18 protein-coding genes, 2 tRNA genes and 1 pseudogene are annotated in these 18,983 nt (G+C 70.7%); 14 read left to right on the forward strand and 7 right to left on the reverse strand.

Translation table 11 applies throughout. The annotated features are described in order from the left end of the window. The first annotated feature begins 121 nt into the window (after window positions 1-121). Window positions 122-904 carry an SDR family NAD(P)-dependent oxidoreductase gene (locus KO717_RS23850; RefSeq protein ID WP_437184567.1) on the forward strand — a complete coding sequence of 261 codons (783 nt, stop codon included), beginning with the start codon at window positions 122-124 and terminating at the stop codon, window positions 902-904. A 54-nt stretch (window positions 905-958) separates the two neighbouring features. On the opposite strand, the gene KO717_RS23855 is transcribed toward KO717_RS23850, so the two are convergent. After that, window positions 959-2,356, reverse strand: a complete 1,398-nt coding sequence (locus tag KO717_RS23855; RefSeq protein WP_301371124.1) for an amino acid permease — start codon at window positions 2,354-2,356, stop codon at window positions 959-961. Between the two features lie 287 nt (window positions 2,357-2,643). Between KO717_RS23855 and KO717_RS23860 the strand changes: the two genes are divergently transcribed. After that, window positions 2,644-3,228 (forward strand): biotin transporter BioY, encoded by a 585-nt coding sequence (locus KO717_RS23860; protein ID WP_301371126.1) that lies wholly within the window; start codon window positions 2,644-2,646, stop codon window positions 3,226-3,228. A gap of 76 nt (window positions 3,229-3,304) precedes the next feature. On the opposite strand, the gene KO717_RS23865 is transcribed toward KO717_RS23860, so the two are convergent. Next, window positions 3,305-4,738 (reverse strand): amino acid permease, encoded by a 1,434-nt coding sequence (locus KO717_RS23865; protein WP_301371127.1) that lies wholly within the window; start codon window positions 4,736-4,738, stop codon window positions 3,305-3,307. Window positions 4,739-4,956: 218 nt separating this feature from the next. On the opposite strand from KO717_RS23865, the gene KO717_RS23870 reads away from it, so the two are divergent. Together KO717_RS23870 and KO717_RS23875 are read left to right on the forward strand one after the other, a co-directional pair. Then, window positions 4,957-5,442, forward strand: a complete 486-nt coding sequence (locus KO717_RS23870; RefSeq protein ID WP_030010996.1) for a ribose-5-phosphate isomerase — start codon at window positions 4,957-4,959, stop codon at window positions 5,440-5,442. A 69-nt stretch (window positions 5,443-5,511) separates the two neighbouring features. Further along, complete coding sequence (locus tag KO717_RS23875) at window positions 5,512-6,318, forward strand: Fpg/Nei family DNA glycosylase (protein ID WP_301371129.1); 807 nt, start codon at window positions 5,512-5,514, stop codon at window positions 6,316-6,318. 340 nt (window positions 6,319-6,658) lie between these two features. Here the strand turns inward: KO717_RS23875 and KO717_RS37505 are convergent. Continuing rightward, window positions 6,659-6,925: pseudogene (locus tag KO717_RS37505) on the reverse strand (GNAT family N-acetyltransferase); the annotation flags it as partial. 117 nt (window positions 6,926-7,042) lie between these two features. Here KO717_RS37505 and KO717_RS23885 point away from each other — a divergent pair. Together KO717_RS23885 and KO717_RS23890 are read left to right on the forward strand one after the other, a co-directional pair. Next, window positions 7,043-8,185 carry a PP2C family protein-serine/threonine phosphatase gene (locus KO717_RS23885; protein WP_301371131.1) on the forward strand — a complete coding sequence of 381 codons (1,143 nt, stop codon included), beginning with the start codon at window positions 7,043-7,045 and terminating at the stop codon, window positions 8,183-8,185. Window positions 8,186-8,300: 115 nt separating this feature from the next. Continuing rightward, on the forward strand, window positions 8,301-9,140 hold the full coding sequence (locus tag KO717_RS23890; RefSeq protein ID WP_301371132.1) for an ABC transporter ATP-binding protein: 840 nt from the start codon (window positions 8,301-8,303) through the stop codon (window positions 9,138-9,140). A 46-nt stretch (window positions 9,141-9,186) separates the two neighbouring features. Here KO717_RS23890 and KO717_RS23895 read toward each other — a convergent pair whose 3' ends face one another. Then, window positions 9,187-9,834 (reverse strand): DUF4232 domain-containing protein, encoded by a 648-nt coding sequence (locus KO717_RS23895; protein WP_301371134.1) that lies wholly within the window; start codon window positions 9,832-9,834, stop codon window positions 9,187-9,189. 129 nt (window positions 9,835-9,963) lie between these two features. Here KO717_RS23895 and KO717_RS23900 point away from each other — a divergent pair, with 129 nt between their 5' ends. The 3 genes from KO717_RS23900 to KO717_RS23910 all read left to right on the forward strand — a co-directional run bounded on the left by KO717_RS23900 (window position 9,964) and on the right by KO717_RS23910 (window position 12,187). Further along, complete coding sequence (locus KO717_RS23900) at window positions 9,964-11,364, forward strand: pyridoxal phosphate-dependent decarboxylase family protein (protein WP_301371136.1); 1,401 nt, start codon at window positions 9,964-9,966, stop codon at window positions 11,362-11,364. Continuing rightward, window positions 11,361-11,816 (forward strand): HD domain-containing protein, encoded by a 456-nt coding sequence (locus KO717_RS23905; protein ID WP_301371138.1) that lies wholly within the window; start codon window positions 11,361-11,363, stop codon window positions 11,814-11,816. The genes KO717_RS23900 and KO717_RS23905 overlap by 4 nt, the downstream gene beginning before the upstream one ends. Before the next feature lie 176 nt (window positions 11,817-11,992). Continuing rightward, window positions 11,993-12,187 (forward strand): membrane protein, encoded by a 195-nt coding sequence (locus KO717_RS23910; RefSeq protein ID WP_030008564.1) that lies wholly within the window; start codon window positions 11,993-11,995, stop codon window positions 12,185-12,187. A gap of 126 nt (window positions 12,188-12,313) precedes the next feature. Here the strand turns inward: KO717_RS23910 and KO717_RS23915 are convergent, their stop codons facing one another. Next, window positions 12,314-12,697 (reverse strand): hypothetical protein, encoded by a 384-nt coding sequence (locus KO717_RS23915; protein WP_301371143.1) that lies wholly within the window; start codon window positions 12,695-12,697, stop codon window positions 12,314-12,316. A 258-nt stretch (window positions 12,698-12,955) separates the two neighbouring features. Further along, window positions 12,956-13,026: transfer RNA gene (locus KO717_RS23920), tRNA-Gly, on the reverse strand. 168 nt (window positions 13,027-13,194) lie between these two features. Between KO717_RS23920 and KO717_RS23925 the strand changes: the two genes are divergently transcribed. The 5 genes from KO717_RS23925 (at window position 13,195) to clpX (ending at window position 17,882) form a co-directional block, all read left to right on the forward strand. Beyond that, a tRNA-Pro gene (locus KO717_RS23925) sits at window positions 13,195-13,271 on the forward strand. Window positions 13,272-13,435: 164 nt separating this feature from the next. Further along, window positions 13,436-14,824, forward strand: a complete 1,389-nt coding sequence (tig, locus tag KO717_RS23930) for a trigger factor (RefSeq protein ID WP_301371145.1) — start codon at window positions 13,436-13,438, stop codon at window positions 14,822-14,824. A gap of 276 nt (window positions 14,825-15,100) precedes the next feature. Further along, on the forward strand, window positions 15,101-15,718 hold the full coding sequence (locus KO717_RS23935; protein WP_030008567.1) for an ATP-dependent Clp protease proteolytic subunit: 618 nt from the start codon (window positions 15,101-15,103) through the stop codon (window positions 15,716-15,718). 55 nt (window positions 15,719-15,773) lie between these two features. Beyond that, window positions 15,774-16,442 carry an ATP-dependent Clp protease proteolytic subunit gene (locus KO717_RS23940; RefSeq protein ID WP_033223992.1) on the forward strand — a complete coding sequence of 223 codons (669 nt, stop codon included), beginning with the start codon at window positions 15,774-15,776 and terminating at the stop codon, window positions 16,440-16,442. 153 nt (window positions 16,443-16,595) lie between these two features. Beyond that, a complete protein-coding gene (gene clpX / locus KO717_RS23945; RefSeq protein WP_301371147.1) occupies window positions 16,596-17,882 on the forward strand; it encodes an ATP-dependent Clp protease ATP-binding subunit ClpX in 1,287 nt (428 codons plus the stop codon). A gap of 72 nt (window positions 17,883-17,954) precedes the next feature. Here clpX and KO717_RS23950 read toward each other — a convergent pair whose 3' ends face one another. Continuing rightward, the gene (locus tag KO717_RS23950; RefSeq protein ID WP_301371149.1) at window positions 17,955-18,890 is read right to left on the reverse strand and encodes a hypothetical protein; all 936 of its coding nucleotides are present in this window, start codon (window positions 18,888-18,890) and stop codon (window positions 17,955-17,957) included. Between the last annotated feature and the right edge of the window lie 93 nt (window positions 18,891-18,983).

Consider the following 18,983-nt stretch of genomic DNA (forward strand, 5'->3'; position numbering starts at 1 on the left):
TCGATGTCCGATATTCGGACGACGGCTTCACGGTTCGTGATCATCCCCGTACGCTCACGGCGACGCCGCAGCCGCCGGATGCACCGGATACGGCGGACGTACCGGATCGAGGGGGCAGCCGATGGGCCGGACCGTGACAGGACTTCGCAGCACCGGCCGGGGCGTACTCGTCACCGGCGCCTCCCGGGGGATCGGCCGGGCGATCGCGGCCGCCTTCGCCAGGCAGGGCGACCGGGTCGCCGTCCACTGCTCCGCCCGGCGGGCGGACGCGGAGGAGACCCTCACCTCGCTGGAGGGGGAGGGGCACGTACTGGTCGCCGCGGACCTCGGCGACCCGGCCCGCGTCGAGGCCCTGGCGGCCGAGGCGGAGGAGGCGCTCGGCGGCGTGGACGTCCTGGTCAACAACGCCGCCGTCATGGTCCCCCACCCGCTGCCGGACACCTCGTACGAGGGCTGGCAGGAGGCCTGGCGGCGGACCGCCGACGTGAACCTCTTCGGCTCCGCCAACCTGAGCTACTGCGTCGCACGCCGCATGATCGAAGCGGGACGCGAGGGACGCATCGTCAACATCGGCTCGCGCGGCGCCTTCCGGGGCGAGCCCGACCACCCCGCCTACGGCGCGACCAAGGCCGCGGTCCACGCCCTGGGCCAGTCCCTCGCCGTGTCCCTCGCCCCGCACGGCATCGCCGTCGCCTCCGTCGCACCCGGCTTCGTCGCCACCGAACGGGTCGCCGGCCGGCTGGAGGGGCCCGAGGGCGCCGGCATCCGGGCGCAGAGCCCCTTCGGCCGGGTCGCGGACCCGGACGAGATCGCCTCCGCCGTGCTCTACCTGGCCTCCCCCGAGGCCGTCTGGAGCTCGGGCACGGTCCTCGACGTCAACGGGGCCTCCTACCTGCGCACCTGAGAAGAGGGGGCCCTGCGCGCCGCGGCACGCAGGGCCCCCTTCCCCGGCTCCTCGTCAGGCCTTGCGGGCCCTCAGCTCGCGGATCCCCGCCACGGCGAGGACCAGCGCGGCCGCACCCGAGGACCACAGCAGCTGGGGCCGCGCGGAATCGTCGAACAGCATCAGGACCAGCACCGCCGCCATCCCGAGCAGCGCCGCCCAGGTCGCGTACGGGAACAGCCACATCGGCAGGGTCAGCCGCTCGGGCATGTCCCGCTCGATCCGGCGGCGCAGCTTCAGCTGCGAGACGGCGATCAGCGCCCACACGAACAGCAGCACCGCGCCGACCGCGTTGAGCATGTACAGGAAGATCGTGTCCGGCCACAGCAGGTTGAGCACCACCGACACGAAGCCGAAGGCCACCGAGGCGAACACCGCCCGGCGCGGCACCCCGCCGCCCGAGACCTTCAGCAGCGCCTGCGGCGCCTCACGGCGCTCGGCCAGCGAGAACACCATGCGCGAGGATCCGTACAGGTTCGCGTTCAGCGCCGACAGCAGCGCCACGAACACCACGATGTTCATGATCTGGCCGGCCGCCGGGATGCCGATCGAGTCGAGCACCGCGACGTAGGGGCTCTCGCCCGGCTTCAGCGAGTCCCACGGCAGCAGGGTCACGATGACCACCATCGAGCCGACGTAGAAGAAGAGGATGCGCCACACCGCGCTGCGCACCGCCCGGGACACCGACCGCGCCGGGTCGTCCGACTCGGCGGCGGCGATGGTGACGACCTCCAGGCCGCCGAAGGCGAAGATGACGGCGAGCATGCCCGCGACCACCCCGCCGAAGCCCTCGGGGAAGAAGCCGCCCCGGCCCGTGAGGTTGGCCATGCCGACCGGTTCGGTGTCCGGGAGCAGACCGAAGACCGCGAGGGTGCCGAGGATCAGGAAGAGCACGATCGCGCCGACCTTGAGCGCGGCGAACCAGAACTCGAACTCGCCGAAGTTCTTCACGGCGGCCAGGTTGCTCACGGTGAAGACCACCATGAAGAGCAGCACCCAGACCCACTGGTCGACCGAGGGCACCCAGCCGTTCGCGATCTTCGCGGCGCCGGTGGCCTCCACGGCCAGCACCACGACCAGCAGGAACCAGTACAGCCAGCCCGCCGAGAAGCCGGCCCAGCGCCCGAGCGCCCGCTCCGCGTAGACGGAGAACGAGCCCGAGGCGGGCATCGCGGCCGACATCTCGCCCAGCGCCCGCATCACCAGCATCGCGAGCACGCCCGCGAGCAGATAGGAGCAGATGATCGCGGGACCGGCGATGCCGATGCCGGCGCCGGAGCCGACGAAGAGCCCGGCGCCGATGACGCCGCCGAGACCCAGCATGGTCAGGTGACGCTGCTTGAGGCTGTGGCTGAGGGGTTCCGCGGGCAGGTCGCCCGTGGAGGGAGGTGCTTCTTCCAGGCGCTCACGCATGAAGGGTGCTCGTACTCTCGTTCGGGCCCAGTGGCGGTGGGAGCCCCGCGTCAGAATTGGCGGGATCCTACAGTCTCACCGAGCGGCGGTCTTTCGTGCAAAACGGACGTGCTGTCCGATGTTCCTCGTGATGAGGATCACGCCGACCTCGGGTGTGGGGCATCGGGTTTGTGAAATCCCCACCAAAGGGGGGAGCGCGGCTTTGTCCCGGGCGGCGGTGGGGCGGTGGGGGAGCGCGCACTAGCGTCGGTGATCGTCCTGCCACCCCCACCCCGTGGAGCCTCCCGATGAGCACTGCCTCCGTCTCCCTCCGGCCCGGCGCCGTCCTCGCCGATCTGCTGCCCGCGAGCCGCGTCCGCGACATCGCGCTCGTCGTCGGCGGTGCTGCGCTCACCGGGCTGGCCGCCCAGATCGCGGTTCCCGTTCCCGGCTCCCCGGTCCCCGTCACCGGTCAGACCTTCGCCGCACTGCTCGTCGGTACCGCGTTCGGTGCCCGTCGGGGCTTCCTCTCGCTGGCGCTGTACACCCTCGTCGGTATGGCGGGCGTGCCGTGGTTCGCGGGCGGGACCTCCGGCGCGGGCGGCGCCTCCTTCGGCTATGTGCTCGGCATGCTGCTCGCCGCCACCGTCGTCGGCGCCCTCGCGCGGCGCGGCGGCGACCGCTCGGTCCTGCGTACGGCGGGCCTGATGGTGCTGGGCTCGGCCGTGATCTACGCGGTGGGAGTGCCGTACCTGATGGCCGCCACCGGGATGTCCCTCGGCGTGGCCGTCGCGAAGGGCATGGTCCCGTTCCTGATCGGCGACGCCCTCAAGGCCGCGCTGGCCATGGGCGCCCTGCCGGCCGTGTGGAAGCTGGCCGGCCGCCGCGGCTGAGCACCCCCCCGATACGCACCGGAGCCCGGCCCGCCTTGTGAAGGCGGGCCGGGCTCCGGCGTACGTGCACGAGGGGTCAGCCCTGCAGGGCCCGCTTGCGGCGGAAGTCCAGGACCACACCGACGAGCACGACGAGGCCGGCGACGAGGGTGGACAGGGTGACGACCTCACGGTTGGCGTCGTCCACGAACATGTAGCCGATCACGAACGTGATCAGGGCGGCGGTGGCCCAGGTCAGCCACGGGAAGAGCCACATCTTCACGGTCAGCTTCTCCGGGGCCTCGCGGACCAGGATCCCGCGCATCCGCAGCTGGGTGAAGCAGATCACCAGCCAGACGAAGAGCGCGATGGCGCCGGACGAGTTCAGGAGGAAGTTGAAGACCGTGTCCTTGAACGCGTAGTTGAAGTAGACGGCGACGAAGCCGAAGACCGTGGAGCCCAGGATCGCGGCCACCGGCACACCGCGGGAGTTGACCTTGGCGAACGCCTTGGGGGCGTCGCCGCGCTCACCGAGCGAGAAGGCCATGCGGGAGGCGGTGTAGAGGCCCGAGTTCAGGCAGGACAGCACGGCGGTCAGGACGATGACCTCCATGATCGTGCCGGCGTGCGCGATGCCGATCGAGTCCAGGGCGGCGACGTACGAGCCCTTCTCGGTGATCGACTTGTCGTTCCACGGGAGCAGGGTCAGCACGATGAAGATCGAGCCGAGGTAGAAGACGCCGATCCGCCAGATGACGGAGTTGGTGGCCTGGGTGACCGCCTTGCGGGGGTTCTCCGACTCGCCGGCCGCCAGGGTGACGATCTCGCTGCCCATGAAGGAGAAGACGACCATCAGCACACCGGTCAGGACGGCGCCGTAGCCGTTGGGGAAGAACCCGCCGGCGTCGGTGAGGTGCGCGAAGCCCGCGCCCGGGTTGTCCGAGCCCGGCAGCACGCCGAAGACGGCCAGCATGCCGACGATCACGAACGCGCCGATGGCGACGACCTTGATGCCCGCGAACCAGAACTCGAACTCACCGTAGGAAGCGACCGAGCCGAGGTTGGTGGCGGTCAGCACCGCCATCACGATCAGCGCCCAGGCCCACTGCGGGACGGCCGGGATCCAGCTCTCCAGGATGGCGGCACCGGCGGTGGCCTCCACCGCGAGCACGACGACCCAGAAGAACCAGTAGAGCCAGCCGATGGAGAAGCCCGCCCAGCGGCCGAGCGCGCGGTCGGCGTAGGCCGAGAAGGAGCCCGAGTTCGGGCTGGCGGCGGCCATCTCGCCCAGCATCCGCATCACGAAGACCACCATCGCGCCGACCAGCGCGTAGGAGATCAGGATGGCGGGGCCGGCCTTGGCGATGCCGCCACCGGAGCCGACGAAGAGGCCGGCGCCGATGACGCCGCCGATGGCGATCATGGACAGGTGGCGGTTCTTGAGACCGGCCTTCAGACCGTCGGAGGGCTGGCCGTCACCGGGGTTGCCGGTGGGGCCGCCTTCCTTCTGAAGGGTCGTCGTGGAGCTCATGGACGGATCCTTAGGTTCTCGGGTTGCGAGCCCCGGCATTCAAACCTGAGATGAACGCAGGACGGAAGACCTCAATCCGGATCGTTGCCTTGGTGTGAACGTCCAGGACGCGGGCCCGCCCTGTCCCATCTGCGTTCTTTGGGTTTACTTGAGCTTTAGAAGTGACTTACGCGACACCCGCTGCGGGCTGTCGGGCCTCCTCGTGCCACACTCGTCCCATGCGCGTGTACCTCGGATCCGACCATGCCGGCTTTGAGCTCAAGAACCACCTGGTGGACTGGCTCAAGAACAACGGCCACGAGCCCGTCGACTGTGGGCCCCACATCTACGACGCGGTGGACGACTACCCGCCGTTCTGCCTCCGCGCCGCGGAGAAGACCGCCGCCGACGCCGGCAGCCTCGGCATCGTGATCGGTGGCTCCGGCAACGGGGAGCAGATCGCCGCGAACAAGGTCAAGGGCGTCCGCGCCATCCTGGCCTGGAGCGTCCAGACCGCCCAGCTCGGCCGTGAGCACAACAACGCCAACGTCATCTCCGTCGGCGGCCGCATGCACACGCAGGACGAGGCCGTCAGCTTCATCGAGGCCTTCCTGGCGACCCCGTACTCCGACGAGGAGCGCCACACCCGCCGCATCGACATGCTCTCCGCGTACGAGACCACCGGCGAGCTTCCCCCGATCCCGGCCCACCACCCGCAGGGCTGATCCCGCTTCCGGCCGTGCCGCCCCTCGCGGGGGTGGTGCGGCCGGTTTCTCTTTCCGAGGAGCTCCGCCGTGCCCGAGGGGCATACGATCCACCGCCTCGCCCAGGACCACGCCGAGCGGTTCGCGGGCCGGCCGGTCCGCGTCAGCAGCCCCCAGGGCCGCTTCGCGCAGAGCGCGGCCGTGCTCGACGGGCGCGAGCTGGACGGCGCCGAGGCGCACGGCAAGCACCTCTTCCTGGAACTCGGCGACGCCTGGATCCACATCCACCTCGGCCTGTTCGGCAAGCTCGGCTTCGGCCCCGCCCCGGCCCCGCCCGCCACGGAAACGGTCCGGCTGCGCCTGCTGAACGAGGACCACTACGCCGACCTGCGCGGCCCCACCGCCTGCGCACTGATCGGCGAGGGTGAGAAGAAGGCGATACACGACCGGCTCGGCCCGGACCCGCTGCGCGCCGACGACGACCCCGAGCGGGCCTGGACCCGGATCTCTCGCTCCCGCACCACCGTCGCCGCCCTGCTCATGGACCAGAAGATCGTCGCGGGCATCGGCAACGTCTACCGCGCCGAGGTCCTCTTCCGGCACGGCATCGACCCGTACCGCCTGGGCCGGGACCTCACCCGCGGCGAGTGGGACGCCATGTGGGCCGACCTGGCCGCCCTGATGCGCGAGGGTGTGCGCAACAACCGCATCGACACCGTCCGCGACGAGCACCTGCCCGAGGCCATGGGCCGGCCGCCGCGCGTCGACGACCACGGCGGCGAGGTGTACGTCTACCGGCGGGCGAACATGCCCTGCCACATCTGCGGCGGCGAGATCCGCACCGCCGACCTCGCCGCCCGCAACCTCTTCTGGTGCCCCGGCTGCCAGTCCCGCTGACGCGGCCGTCCCGTTCCTGTCGCCCCGTTTCTGGAAACCGTGCGGCAGGCCAGGGCGCCACGTCCCCGGCGAAGGCGCGCCAGGCCCGCGTCAGCGCCCGGGGCGCAGCGCCGCGTAGACCGCTCGCAGCCGGTCGGCGCCCGCCGCGGGTCCACGAGGCGCAGCCGCACCCCGTCCGTGCCCGGCGGCCCGGACGGCCGTACGCGGGTCGTGTCGATGTCCACCGCCAAGGCGTACGACGCCGTGCCGTGGCCGAACCGCCCGTAGATCGCCGGATCTTAGGGGCCGTCAGCACGGCGAGCGGCTCGTCACCCGCCCGGATGTCGTCGAGCCGGCGCCGCATCAAGGAGGTGAGCACCCCGCGCCGGCGGTGGGTGGGGGAGACCCCCACCCTCGTGACGCCGGCCGCCGGGACGGCCGCCCCGCCCGGCACGGAGAGCCGGAAGGTGCACGCGCCGGCCGCGCCGACACAGGTGTCTCCGTCCCGGACGCCCAGCGAGCGGTCGCGCTGCTCGGGGGATTCGGGCACACCCCCGAATGCCAGTTCCAGATGGTCGTACCAGACATCCCACTCATCAGCCTTCAATACGCGCATCTCCAGAGTCATGCGGCCATCCCTAGCAGGGCATTCCGGCCCAGTCGGCCTGTTTTCGGGCGCCCGCGGACCCCCGGTCCGGGGGTACCCCTGCGCATCCACAGCCAGGATGGATAAGGTCCCGAATCAATGGCCGGAGCACGCGTGGAATCCCTCATGGCCCGGATGCGCATGCTGTCGCACCGGGGCCGCACAGCCTTGCGCAAATCAGCCGTCGACTACTTCCGCGGCGACGCCTCCGACTGGCTCGCCTTCGGCGGGCTCCTGCTCACCATCCCCGCCATCGCCTGCGGCACGCTGATGCTGCCCGTCTGGTTCTCGCCGTCGGCGCTCGTCCTGCCGATCGTGGCCGGCGGCCTGCTGCTGCGCCCCGCCAGCCTCCTCGCCCTGTACGCCGCCTCCGCGGCCGCACTGATCGTCGAGGCCCTCGTACTCGGCCCCTATACCCAGGGCCCGGCCCGCGTCACCCCCGGCACCGTGCTGGTGGTCGCGGCGTGCGGGTTCTTCGGCCTGGTCATCGCCCAGTTCCGCAGCCGTGTCGGCGTGCCCTGGCGGCGTGGCGGCACCATGCTCTTCGACCTGCGCGAACGCATCCGCGTGCAGAGCAAACTGCCCGCCCTGCCGCGCGGCTGGCACCGCGAGATGGCCCTGCGCCCGGCCGGCGGCCAGTCCTTCTCCGGCGACTTCGTGGTCGCGGCCCGCACCAACGGCGGCCGGACCCTGGAGATCGTCCTGACCGACGTCTCCGGCAAGGGCATGGAGGCCGGCTCCCGGGCCCTGCTGCTCTCCGGCGCCTTCGGCGGACTGCTCGGCGCCCTGCCCGCCCACGGCTTCCTGCCCGCCGCCAACGGCTACCTGCTCCGCCAGGACTGGGACGAGGGCTTCGCCACCTCCATCCACCTCGTCCTGGACCTGGAGACCGGCGACTACGAACTCCTCTCGGCCGGCCACCTCCCCGCCCTCCAGCTCTCGGCGGGCACCGGCCGCTGGCAGGAGAAGTCCGGCGAAGGCCCGCTCCTCGGCGTCTACGACGGTGCGGAATTCATCCCCGCCCGCGGCAACCTGCGCCCCGGCGACGTCCTGATGCTCTTCACCGACGGCCTCGTCGAGACCTCCGACCGGGAGATCAGCGAGGGCATCGACCGCCTCACCGGCGAGGCCGACCGCTACGTCGCCGCCGGCTGGGACGGCGCGGCCTGGCACCTGATCGAGAAGGTCGCCAAGGACGTCAACGACGACCGCGCGCTGCTGCTCATCCGCCGCTCCGCCTGAGCACGGGGTGGGGTTTGCCCCACCACCGGTCCGCCGGGCGGCGTCATGGCCGCCGACCCGCCATGATCCGTAGCGTCGGAGCCACAATCAGGACGGCGGCGAGAGGCGGCACACCATGAGGCTCCGACGGAGCGGGCGGCAGCACGGGCAGGGCACGGAGAGCGGGTACGGGCACGGGTGCGACAGCACGGCCGCCGTCGAGCTGCGCGGCGTACGGCGGGCCTACGGACGCGGGGGCTCCACCGTGCACGCGCTGCGCGGGATCGACCTCAGCCTGCCGCGCGGCAGCTTCACCGCCGTCATGGGACCCTCCGGCTCCGGCAAATCGACCTTCCTGCAGTGCGCCGCCGGACTCGACCTGCCCACCGAGGGATCCGTCCGGCTCGGCGGGACCGAGATCACCGCGATGAACGAGAACGAGCTCACCGAACTCCGCCGCAGCCGCCTCGGCTTCGTCTTCCAGGCCTTCAACCTGCTGCCGTCCCTCACCGTCGAGCAGAACGTACTGCTCCCGATGCGGCTCGCCGGCGGCCGCTCCGCGCACGAGGGCCGGACCCGCGCCGCCGAGCTGCTCGCCCGCGTCGGCCTGGAGGGCAAGGGCGGCCGCCGCCCGGCCGAGCTCTCCGGCGGCCAGCAGCAGCGCGTGGCCATCGCCCGGGCCCTCGTCACCCGGCCCGACGTGGTCTTCGCCGACGAACCCACCGGCGCGCTCGACACCACCACCGCGGCGGAGGTCCTCGGGCTGCTCCGGGACGCCGTCGACTCCCTGCGCGCCACCGTCGTCGTGGTCACCCACGACCCGGCCGCCGCCGCCCACGCCGACCAGGTGCTCTTCCTCGCCGACGGCCTGATCGCGGACCGGCTGCCGCGCAGCTCCGCGACGGCCGTCGCGGCCCGGATGACCGCACTCACCGCCCCGGCCCGGGCCCGGGCGTACACGGGAGCAGCCGCCTGATCAACCGGTCCGCCGGTGCGCGACGGCCGCCGGGTCGGTCGCAGGGTCACCGCTTCCAGGGACCGACCCCCAGATGCCCGGTGTTGCCGAGGTCGACGGGCCGGGTCAGGCGCAGGCCCAGCCGCGGCGCACCCGGCTTCGGCGTCACCTCCAGCACCCAGCCCTCCACCGGCGGCACGGTCACGTCGGTGATCCGGTCGCGCCAGAGCAGCGCCACCGACGCGGTCTGCCCCGGCGCCAGCGTCACGCGCTCCGGTGGGGCGTCCACGGCCGGCACCTCGGAGGTGATGGGCGCCGAGCCGTGCCCGATCGTCACCTCCAGCAGCTGGTCCTGCTTGTCCAACAGCCGCACCTGTGGATAGCCCTCCAGCACGTACTCGTCCGTACCGCAGTTGACCAGCCGGTAGCCCTCCAGCCGCAGCCCCATCACGGCGTCCCCGGACCCCTCGACGAGCCGGACTCCGCCCTCGGGGCACGGCTCCGGGGCCGGTTCGGGCGTGGCCGGACCCGCGGGCGCAGTCGGAGTGGGAGGGGGAGTCGGGTTCCGGCTTGGGGCCGGGGTCTTCCTCGGCGCCGCGGTCGGCCCCGGCGCGGCCTTCGGCGCCGGCGGGGTCTCACACCCTGCAGCCCCGGCCAGCACCCCCGCCGCCACCGCGCCCCCGACGACGCCCCGCACCCACCGCCTCGTGATCATCCGTCGAGCCTACGACGGTCGGCCGCAGGACGGGGGCGGGGCCGGGCAGGGCCGGGGCGGTGCCGGGGCGGGCCACTCGCCCCGGATTGGCCCACCCGCACGGCACCCGCGCGGGCCTACCGTGTCCCCATGGACCGCACGCTCGCCGCCGACCTGGCCCGGCTCCCCGAACTCCTCGACGCCACCCGCGGCGCCGCCGCCGACGCGCTCGCCACCCTGGACGCGCGTCCCGTCGTACCGCCCGCCGGAAAGCCGCACGACCCCGAGCCCCTCCCCGAGCCCCTCCCGGAGCACGCCACCGGCACGGACGCGGCGCTCGCCGCCTTCCACGACCGCTGGGAGCCGCGCCTGTCGGCCTCCGCGGGACCGCGCTACCTCGGCTTCGTCACGGGAGGCGCCACCCCCGCCGCCCTCGCCGGGGACTGGCTCACCGCCGTCCACGACCAGAACTCCAACTCCGGGCTCGACGGCGGCGGCCAGGACCTCGAACGCGAGACCGTCGGCTGGCTCCGCGACCTCTTCGGCCTGACCGCCGCCCACTCCGGTACGTTCGTCTCAGGCGCCACCATGTCCAACACCACCGGCCTCGCCATCGCCCGCGAATGGCTCGGCGAACGCCTCGGCGTTTCCCCGGCCGAGGACGGCGCGGCGGCCCTCGGCCCGGTCCGCGTGCTCTCCGGCGCCCCGCACTCCTCGATCGCCAAGGCTCTCTCCGTCCTGGGACTCGGCCGCAACTCCCTGGTCCGGGTGCCCACCCTGCCCGGCCGCGAGGCCGTCGACCCCGCCGCCCTGGAGCGGGCACTGGCCGACACGCCCGGACCGGCCGTGGTCGTCGCCAACGCGGGCACCGTCAACACCGTCGACTTCGACGACCTCCGGGCCATCGGAGCCCTGCGCGAGCGCCACGACTTCTGGCTGCACACCGACGCCGCGTTCGGGGCCTTCGCCGCCCTCTCCCCGGAGCACGCGCATCTTGCCGACGGCCTCGATGCCTCCGACTCCGTCTGCGTCGACCTGCACAAATGGCTCAACGTCCCCTACGACAGCGCCGTCCAGTTCACCCGCCGGCGCGACCTGCAGGCCCGCGTCTTCCAGAACTCCGCCGCCTACCTCGGCCCCCTCGGAGACCATCCCGACCTCGTCCACCTCACCCCCGAGAACTCCCACCGGCTGCGCGCCCTCGCCGCCTGGTTCACGCTCCGCGCGTACGGCCGCCAGGGCCACCGGGAGATCGTCGAACGCGACATCGCCTGCGCCCGCGCGCTGGGCGCCGCCCTGGAGGAGGACCCCGCCTTCACCCTCCTGGCCCCGGTCCGCCTGAACGTCGTCTGCTTCACCCTCGCAGAGGCCCCCACCGCGGAGCGCCTCGCCGCCCTGCGGGAGGCGGTGGCCGCCGAGGTGTTCGTCACTCCCACCGTCCACGAGGGAACCGCCGCCCTGCGCGCCGCGTTCTCCAACTGGCGTACCACGCAGGCGGACGTACGCCGGGCAGCCCAGGCCCTCGGCGCGGCAGCAAGGGAGATCGCATGACGGACAGCCCCCTGACTCTGATCGAGGTCGAGTCCCTGGCGCGCAGCGCGCACGAGGGCCAGACCGACAAGGCCGGCCGGCCGTATGCCGAACACCTGGCGGCCGTGGCCGAGGGCGTGCGGCTGCGCGGCGGCAGCGCCGAACAGCAGGCGGCGGCCTGGCTCCACGACGCCATCGAGGACGAGGCCCTCAGCCTCACCTGGCTGGATTCGGCGGCCCTCCCGCAGACGGTGAAGGACATGGTCCTCGCGGTCACCAAGCGCCCGGACGAACCGGTCGAGCGGTACGCGGCCCGCATCCTGGCCACCCCGGGCGCCCTGCTCATCAAGGAAGCGGACCTCGCGCACAACGCGGACCCCGTACGCCTCTCCGTGCTGGACGGTCCCACGCGCGAGAGGCTGTCCGCAAAGTATGCGAATATCCGTTCCCTCCTCGGCCTCACCACCCCGTGACCCGTGCCCCGCGCCCGAAATATTCCTGTCGCACATGTGGTTGGCGGAAACGGAACCACGGCTCTTCGTCACGGGGCGTATAGCCGGGGCCCGTTGGTGGGAGGATGGTCCATGTGGGGGTGTGCCAGGCCGTGCGCCCCAGGCCGACCAGGGGACGACCGAAGGTGTGATCAGTAGTGGCCATTTCGCTGTCAGTGGTGGTTCTGTTGGCGGTCATCCTGGTGGTGCTGATCCGTGGCAACCACATCAAGACGGGCCCCGCCATCGTCGCGGCGCTCTTCGGCTTCTTCCTCGCGTCCAGCTCGATCGCGGACGACGTGAACCGGTTCCTGAACTCCCTCGCGACGATGATCGCGAACATCAAGCTCTGACCCCCTCCGGCTCCGGGCGCGCCGAAGCGCCTGCTGCCGTGCGCAGTTGACCGCCCGGCGGAAGCCGGGCCGGGACCGCACGGCAGAAACGTACCGGCGGACGGGGGAAGCCGATCGGGGCCCCTGCTATGAGGTCCTTCCAGGACGCGGGTCCGCGGGGACGGTCGTCGCAGTCATGGTCCCGAGCTGCGTCGCCGACTTCTTCTCTGCCGCGTTCAGGGCGTGAGCCTCGCGTCGAAGACGTCGCTCGTAGTCCGCGATCTGACGCGCCAGGGGCACGCCGGTGGCGGTTCGGATCAGCCGCTCGTTCTCACGGTCCACGAGGAAGGGCCCGTTGCCTCCAGGCCGTGGGCGCTGCCCACTCCGCCCGTCACCGACCGCTCCCCAGTGGAAGAGCCATCCGAACGGGAGCTGCTGCACCCGGAGGATCCCCAGCTCGTACTCGACGTCTTCCCGTGCCTGCGCGATCTCGGCGAGCACCAGCCGGCGGCCATCCTCTTCGGTCAACATCGCTCGATGGTGCCACGGGCAACGACTGCCGTCAGGTGCCGTCGATGCCAGGCGGGGAGGTCACCGGCCGGGCCGGGGAGCAGCGGCGACACGCTCGTCGCGTCAACGGGTGCCGGCGCGCGGGAGTTGACGACGCGCATGGGTCACGGCGCCGCCCGTGCCGCACCGATCACCCGCACGCCAGCGCCGATCGGGGCCCCGGAACGACGGAGGGCCAGGTCGAGGAAACCTCCTCTGACCTGGCCCTTCGTACTTCTGAGCGGGTGACGGGAATCGAACCCGCGTAGCTAGTTTGGAAGACTAGTGCTCTACCATTGAGCTACACCCGCAACGCGCGCGCCGCAGGTCCGGGGACCTTGGCACGGACAGCATCCTAGCGGGTCGCTCCCGGTGGGTGCACACCACATTCGGCGCCGTGGCGGAGGTCAGCCCGAAATACCTCAGGAAACCCCGCGCATCAGAGTGTCTCCAGGCATGTACCCTACGTGTCGCACCGACGGGGTGTGGCGCAGCTTGGTAGCGCGTCCGCTTTGGGAGCGGAAGGTCGTCGGTTCGAATCCGGCCACCCCGACCATCAGCAGTGTTTCCACAAGATCGCGTTGTGGGCTGATTGCCGCTTGCGGTTACTATGCAAGCTGCGTGCCCGTGTGTCTGATGTACCGGGCCGAAGTCCGCTGAACCGCTGAATCACAGCGCGAAGGCAGAATCCCCAGCAGTCAGCCACAAGGAGACCGAACCGTGAAGAGCGCCGTGGAGACCCTGAACCCGACTCGGGTTCGGCTCACTGTTGAGGTGCCCTTCGAGGAGCTCAAGGACAGCCTCGACGCGGCGTACAAGAAGATCAACCAGCAGGTCACGGTGAAGGGCTTCCGCAAGGGCAAGATCCCGGCCCGCGTCATCGACCAGCGCTTCGGCCGCGGTGCGGTGCTGGAGGAGGCCGTCAACGACGCGCTCCCGAAGTTCTACACCGAGGCCGTCAACGAGGCCGACCTGAACCCGCTGGGTCAGCCCGACGTGGACATCACCGAGCTCAAGGACGGCGAGGTCCTCGCCTTCACCGCCGAGGTCGACGTCCGTCCCGAGATCGAGATCCCGGACTTCTCCGGCATCGAGGTCGAGGTCGACGCCATCGAGGTCTCCGACGAGGACGTCGAGAAGTCCGTCGAGCAGCTGCGCGGCCGCTTCGCGTCCACCACGGACGTCGAGCGCGCCGCCGCCGAGGGTGACGTCGTCACCATCGACCTCGAGGCCAAGGTCGACGGCGAGGTGCTGCCCGACGGCGTCGCCTCCGACGTCGCCTACACCATCGGCTCGGGCGAGCTCCTCGAGGGCATCGACGAGGCCGTCACCGGCCTTGAGGCCGGCGGCGAGGCCACCTTCACCTCGCAGCTGAAGGGCGGCTCCGCCGAGGGCAAGGACGCCGAGGTCACCGTCAAGGTCACCAAGGTCTCCGCCAAGGAGCTCCCGGCGCTGGACGACGAGTTCGCGCAGCTCGCGAGCGAGTTCGACACCATCGAGGACCTCAAGGCGGACAGCCGCAAGCGCCTCGAGAACATGAAGCAGTACGACCAGGCCACGCAGGCCCAGGAGCGCGTCCTGGAGAAGCTGCTGGAGCTCGTCGAGGTCCCGATCCCCGAGAAGCTGCTCGCGGACGAGGTCCAGACCCGCAAGCACAACCTGGAGCACCACCAGCTCGGCCAGATGGGTCTGACCATCGAGAAGTACCTGGAGTTCCAGGGCAAGACGGTCGAGGAGTTCGACGCCGAGACCTCCGAGCAGGCGATCAAGGGCATCAAGACCCAGTTCGTCCTCGACGCGCTGGTCAACAAGGAGAAGCTGGGCGTCAACCAGGAGGAGCTCACCGAGCACCTCATGCGCCGCGCCGCTTCCTCCGGCATGTCCCCCGACCAGTTCGCCCAGGCCGTGGTCGAGGGTGGCCAGGTTCCGATGCTGGTCGGCGAGGTCGCCCGCGGCAAGGCCCTCGCGGTCGTCGTCGAGGCCGCCAAGGTCGTCGACACCAACGGTGAGGTCGTGGACCTGTCCGACGAGGACGAGGAGCAGGCCGCCGAGACCGTCGAGGCCGCCGTCGACGGTGACGACGAGGTCAAGGCCGAAGAGGCCAAGTAACACCCCGGGCGAAGCCCACTGAGCAGTGCCCCGAAGGGCCCGGACACAGTCGTGTCCGGGCCCTTCGGCATGGGACTCGTAAGGCCCCCGGACCTTGCGCTCCGAGCGAACAGTTCGGGAAGCGGGATGGCGTTGTCCTACCTGCGCGTTAGGGTCCATGAATACGAGGGCACGTGAGTACCCGGGCGCCGGCGGACCCGTCCGCTCCGGCCGGACCGGACCCCAGAACGAGACGCTGAGACGGCACATGGCCGTCGGAGACGAGCAGGTGGATACGTGACGAATCTGAAGCCTTACGCCGCGGGTGAGCCGTCCATCGGTGGCGGCCTCGGCGACCATGTCTACAACCGGCTGCTCGGCGAGCGCATCATCTTCCTCGGCCAGCAGGTCGACGACGACATCGCCAACAAGATCACCGCGCAGCTCCTGCTCCTGGCCGCCGAGCCGGAGAAGGACATCTACCTCTACATCAACAGCCCCGGTGGCTCCGTGACGGCCGGCATGGCCGTCTACGACACCATGCAGTTCATCCCGAACGACGTCGTCACCATCGGTATGGGCATGGCCGCCTCGATGGGGCAGTTCCTGCTCACCGGTGGCGCCAAGGGCAAGCGCTTCGCCCTGCCGAACACCGACATCCTGATGCACCAGGGCTCCGCCGGCATCGGTGGCACCGCGTCGGACATCAAGATCCAGGCCCAGTACCTGCTGCGCACCAAGCAGCGGATGGCCGAGATCACCGCGTTCCACTCGGGCCAGACCGTCGAGGCGATCATCCGCGACGGCGACCGTGACCGCTGGTTCACGGCCGAGGAGGCCAAGGACTACGGCCTCATCGACGAGATCATCTCGGCCGCGTCCAACGCGCCGGGCGGCGGCGGCACCGGGGCCTGATCCAGGCTCCCACCGTCAGTACCCGTCAGCCGACAGCCCGCAGAACGCCACCAGGATGGTGAACACCCAGATGCAGAACAACTTCTCCGCGAGCGGCCTCTACACCGGCCCGCAGGTGGACAACCGCTACGTCATCCCGCGCTTCGTCGAGCGCACCTCGCAGGGCGTGCGTGAGTACGACCCGTACGCGAAGCTCTTCGAGGAGCGCGTGATCTTCCTCGGCGTGCAGATCGACGACGCGTCCGCCAACGACGTCATGGCGCAGCTGCTGTGCCTGGAGTCGATGGACCCGGACCGCGACATCTCCATCTACATCAACAGCCCCGGTGGCTCCTTCACCGCGCTGACGGCGATCTACGACACGATGCAGTTCGTGAAGCCGGACATCCAGACGGTCTGCATGGGCCAGGCGGCCTCCGCCGCCGCGGTCCTGCTGGCCGCCGGTACCCCCGGCAAGCGCATGGCCCTGCCGAACGCCCGCGTGCTGATCCACCAGCCCTCCGGTGGCACCGGCCGCGAGCAGCTCTCCGACCTGGAGATCGCGGCCAACGAGATCCTGCGCATGCGTGACCAGCTGGAGACCATGCTGGCCAAGCACTCGACGACGCCGATCGAGAAGATCCGCGACGACATCGAGCGCGACAAGATCCTCACGGCCGAGGACGCGCTCGCATACGGGCTGATCGACCAGATCATCTCCACCCGTAAGAGCAGCAAGGCCTGATCCTTGCCACCAGTTGGCGTGAGCACGTCGTCGGATTCGGCGATGTGAACCACGTCAAGGGGGCCCCGCACGGGGCCCCCGGCAAGGTACCGTCGGATATGAGGCACCAGGAGCGCTGAACCAGGCGTCTCCCAGGCGAAGGGGAAGCACCTCGTGGCACGCATCGGTGACGGCGGCGATCTGCTCAAGTGCTCGTTCTGCGGAAAGAGCCAGAAGCAGGTGAAGAAGCTCATCGCAGGACCCGGTGTTTACATCTGCGACGAGTGCATCGACCTCTGCAACGAGATCATCGAAGAGGAGCTCGCGGAGACCTCCGAGGTCCGGTGGGAGGAGCTCCCCAAGCCCCGTGAGATCTACGAGTTCCTGGAGAGCTACGTCGTCGGCCAGGAGCCGGCGAAGAAGGCGCTCTCGGTAGCGGTCTACAACCACTACAAGCGGGTACAGGCCGGCGAGAACGGTGGCGCGCAGGGCCGGGACGACGCGATCGAGCTCGCGAAGTCCAACATCTTGCTGCTGGGCCCCACGGGCTCGGGCAAGACGCTGCTCGCGCAGACCCTCGCCCGCATGCTGAACGTCCCCTTCGCCATCGCCGACGCGACGGCGCTGACGGAGGCCGGGTACGTCGGCGAGGACGTCGAGAACATCCTGCTGAAGCTGATCCAGGCCGCCGACTACGACGTCAAGAAGGCCGAGACCGGGATCATCTACATCGACGAGATCGACAAGGTGGCTCGCAAGAGCGAGAACCCGTCGATCACGCGCGACGTGAGCGGCGAGGGCGTGCAGCAGGCCCTCCTGAAGATCCTGGAAGGCACGACCGCCTCCGTACCGCCGCAGGGCGGCCGGAAGCACCCGCACCAGGAGTTCATCCAGATCGACACGACGAACGTGCTCTTCATCGTGGGCGGCGCCTTCGCCGGCCTGGAGAAGATCATCGAGTCGCGTGCGGGTGCCAAGGGCATCGGCTTCGGGGCGACGATCCGCTCGAAGCGAGAGATCGAGGCCAGCGACCAGTTCCAGGAGGTCATGCCGGAGGACCTGGTGAAGTTCGGGATGATCCCCGAGTTCATCGGCCGCCTCCCCGTGCTGACCTCCGTGCACAACCTGGACCGTGAGGCCCTGCTCCAGATCCTGATCGAGCCGCGCAACGCCCTGGTCAAGCAGTACCAGCGGCTGTTCGAACTCGACGGCGTGGAGCTGGACTTCGAGCGCGAGGCGCTGGAGGCCATCGCGGACCAGGCGATCCTCCGCCAGACGGGCGCGCGCGGCCTGCGCGCCATCATGGAAGAGGTCCTGATGTCGGTGATGTACGAGGTCCCGTCCCGCAAGGACGTGGCCCGCGTGGTCATCACCTCGGACGTGGTCCGCTCCAACGTCAACCCGACGCTGGTCCCCCGGATCGTCCCGAAGGACCAGGGCCCGCACGAGAAGTCGGCGTAGCCGCAACGAGCACCACACGCAGAAGGGGCGCCCCGGTCGGGGGCGCCCCTTCTGCGTGTGCTGTGCGCGCCGCTACTTCTTGACGCGGGCGGTGTTGTAGAGCTTCGCGGCCAGCTCGGCGGCCTGTTCCTGGGTGTAACCGGGCTTGCTCGCCAGGATGGAGGCCACGTCCGAGGCGCTGATCATGCTCAGGGTGCTGTAGTCACCCCAGACGCAGAAGGGGAGCGTGGCCTCCTTGGGCCCCTTCGCGGTCGGGTCCTTCGAGACGAACTTGATGTCCTGGCACTTCATGACGGCGCCCTTGAAGTTGGCCGGGGACATCGCCTTCGGGCTGCCGACGAGCTGCACGTCGGACTTGCCGTCCTTGGCGGCCTCCTCCCGGAGCTTCGCGAAGTAGCCGTCCACCGACTTCTCCGGGTCGGCGATCTCGCCGTAGACGCCCGAGAATTTGAGGCCCTTGGCCGTCAGCGGGTTCTTCGGGTCACCGGCCAGGTAGTCCATGCCCACCTGGGTCGGGTTCTTGACGCCCGCGGCCTCGGTCTCCTTCTTGTCCTCGTCGGTGAAGGGCTTCTCCTTGTACTTCGAGTCCTTCTTGAAGTCGTCCACCGACTCCGGGGCGACCAGCTTGTAGCCCTTGGTGTCCGCGGAGATGTCGCTGCCCGCGCCGCCGCCCACGAGGTACCAGCCGCCGCCCGCGATCACCGCGACCGCGACGACCACGCCGATGATCAGGCCCGCCTTGGACTTCTTCGGGGGCTGGCCGCCGTACGGGGCCTGCTGCTGCGGGTAGCCGTACGCCGGCGCCGGGGGCTGCTGCGGGTATCCCTGCGGGGGGACGCCCGGCTGCTGCGGGTAGCCGTAGCCCGGCTGCGGGGCCGCGGGCTGGCCGTACGGGTTGGGCTGGGCGGCGGGCTGGCCGTACGGGCCCGGCGGCGGCGGGGGCTGCTGCCCGTACGGTCCCGGCTGCTGGGGCTGCTGCCCGTAGGGCCCTGGCTGGTTGTGGCTCATCCCGCGTCCCCCAATGAGGTTGCTTATACGTTTCACACATCCTGACGGAAGCCGGCGGCGGGCAGGGCGCCGGGCCCCGGCATTACGGGTTTC

Origin of the sequence: Streptomyces xanthophaeus (genome assembly GCF_030440515.1) — a bacterium.
GTDB classification, from domain to species: domain Bacteria; phylum Actinomycetota; class Actinomycetes; order Streptomycetales; family Streptomycetaceae; genus Streptomyces; species Streptomyces kutzneri.

What these genes read in the sequence shown, in the direction of transcription:
- KO717_RS23850 (WP_437184567.1), top strand. Translation starts at nt 122, where the DNA reads ATGGGCCGGACCGTGACAGGACTTCGCAGCACCGGCCGGGGCGTACTC.
- KO717_RS23855 (WP_301371124.1), bottom strand. Translation starts at nt 2,356, where the DNA reads ATGCGTGAGCGCCTGGAAGAAGCACCTCCCTCCACGGGCGACCTGCCC.
- KO717_RS23860 (WP_301371126.1), top strand. Translation starts at nt 2,644, where the DNA reads ATGAGCACTGCCTCCGTCTCCCTCCGGCCCGGCGCCGTCCTCGCCGAT.
- KO717_RS23865 (WP_301371127.1), bottom strand. Translation starts at nt 4,738, where the DNA reads ATGAGCTCCACGACGACCCTTCAGAAGGAAGGCGGCCCCACCGGCAAC.
- KO717_RS23870 (WP_030010996.1), top strand. Translation starts at nt 4,957, where the DNA reads ATGCGCGTGTACCTCGGATCCGACCATGCCGGCTTTGAGCTCAAGAAC.
- KO717_RS23885 (WP_301371131.1), top strand. Translation starts at nt 7,043, where the DNA reads ATGGCCGGAGCACGCGTGGAATCCCTCATGGCCCGGATGCGCATGCTG.
- KO717_RS23890 (WP_301371132.1), top strand. Translation starts at nt 8,301, where the DNA reads ATGAGGCTCCGACGGAGCGGGCGGCAGCACGGGCAGGGCACGGAGAGC.
- KO717_RS23895 (WP_301371134.1), bottom strand. Translation starts at nt 9,834, where the DNA reads ATGATCACGAGGCGGTGGGTGCGGGGCGTCGTCGGGGGCGCGGTGGCG.
- KO717_RS23900 (WP_301371136.1), top strand. Translation starts at nt 9,964, where the DNA reads ATGGACCGCACGCTCGCCGCCGACCTGGCCCGGCTCCCCGAACTCCTC.
- KO717_RS23905 (WP_301371138.1), top strand. Translation starts at nt 11,361, where the DNA reads ATGACGGACAGCCCCCTGACTCTGATCGAGGTCGAGTCCCTGGCGCGC.
- KO717_RS23915 (WP_301371143.1), bottom strand. Translation starts at nt 12,697, where the DNA reads ATGTTGACCGAAGAGGATGGCCGCCGGCTGGTGCTCGCCGAGATCGCG.
- KO717_RS23940 (WP_033223992.1), top strand. Translation starts at nt 15,774, where the DNA reads ATGGTGAACACCCAGATGCAGAACAACTTCTCCGCGAGCGGCCTCTAC.
- KO717_RS23950 (WP_301371149.1), bottom strand. Translation starts at nt 18,890, where the DNA reads ATGAGCCACAACCAGCCAGGGCCCTACGGGCAGCAGCCCCAGCAGCCG.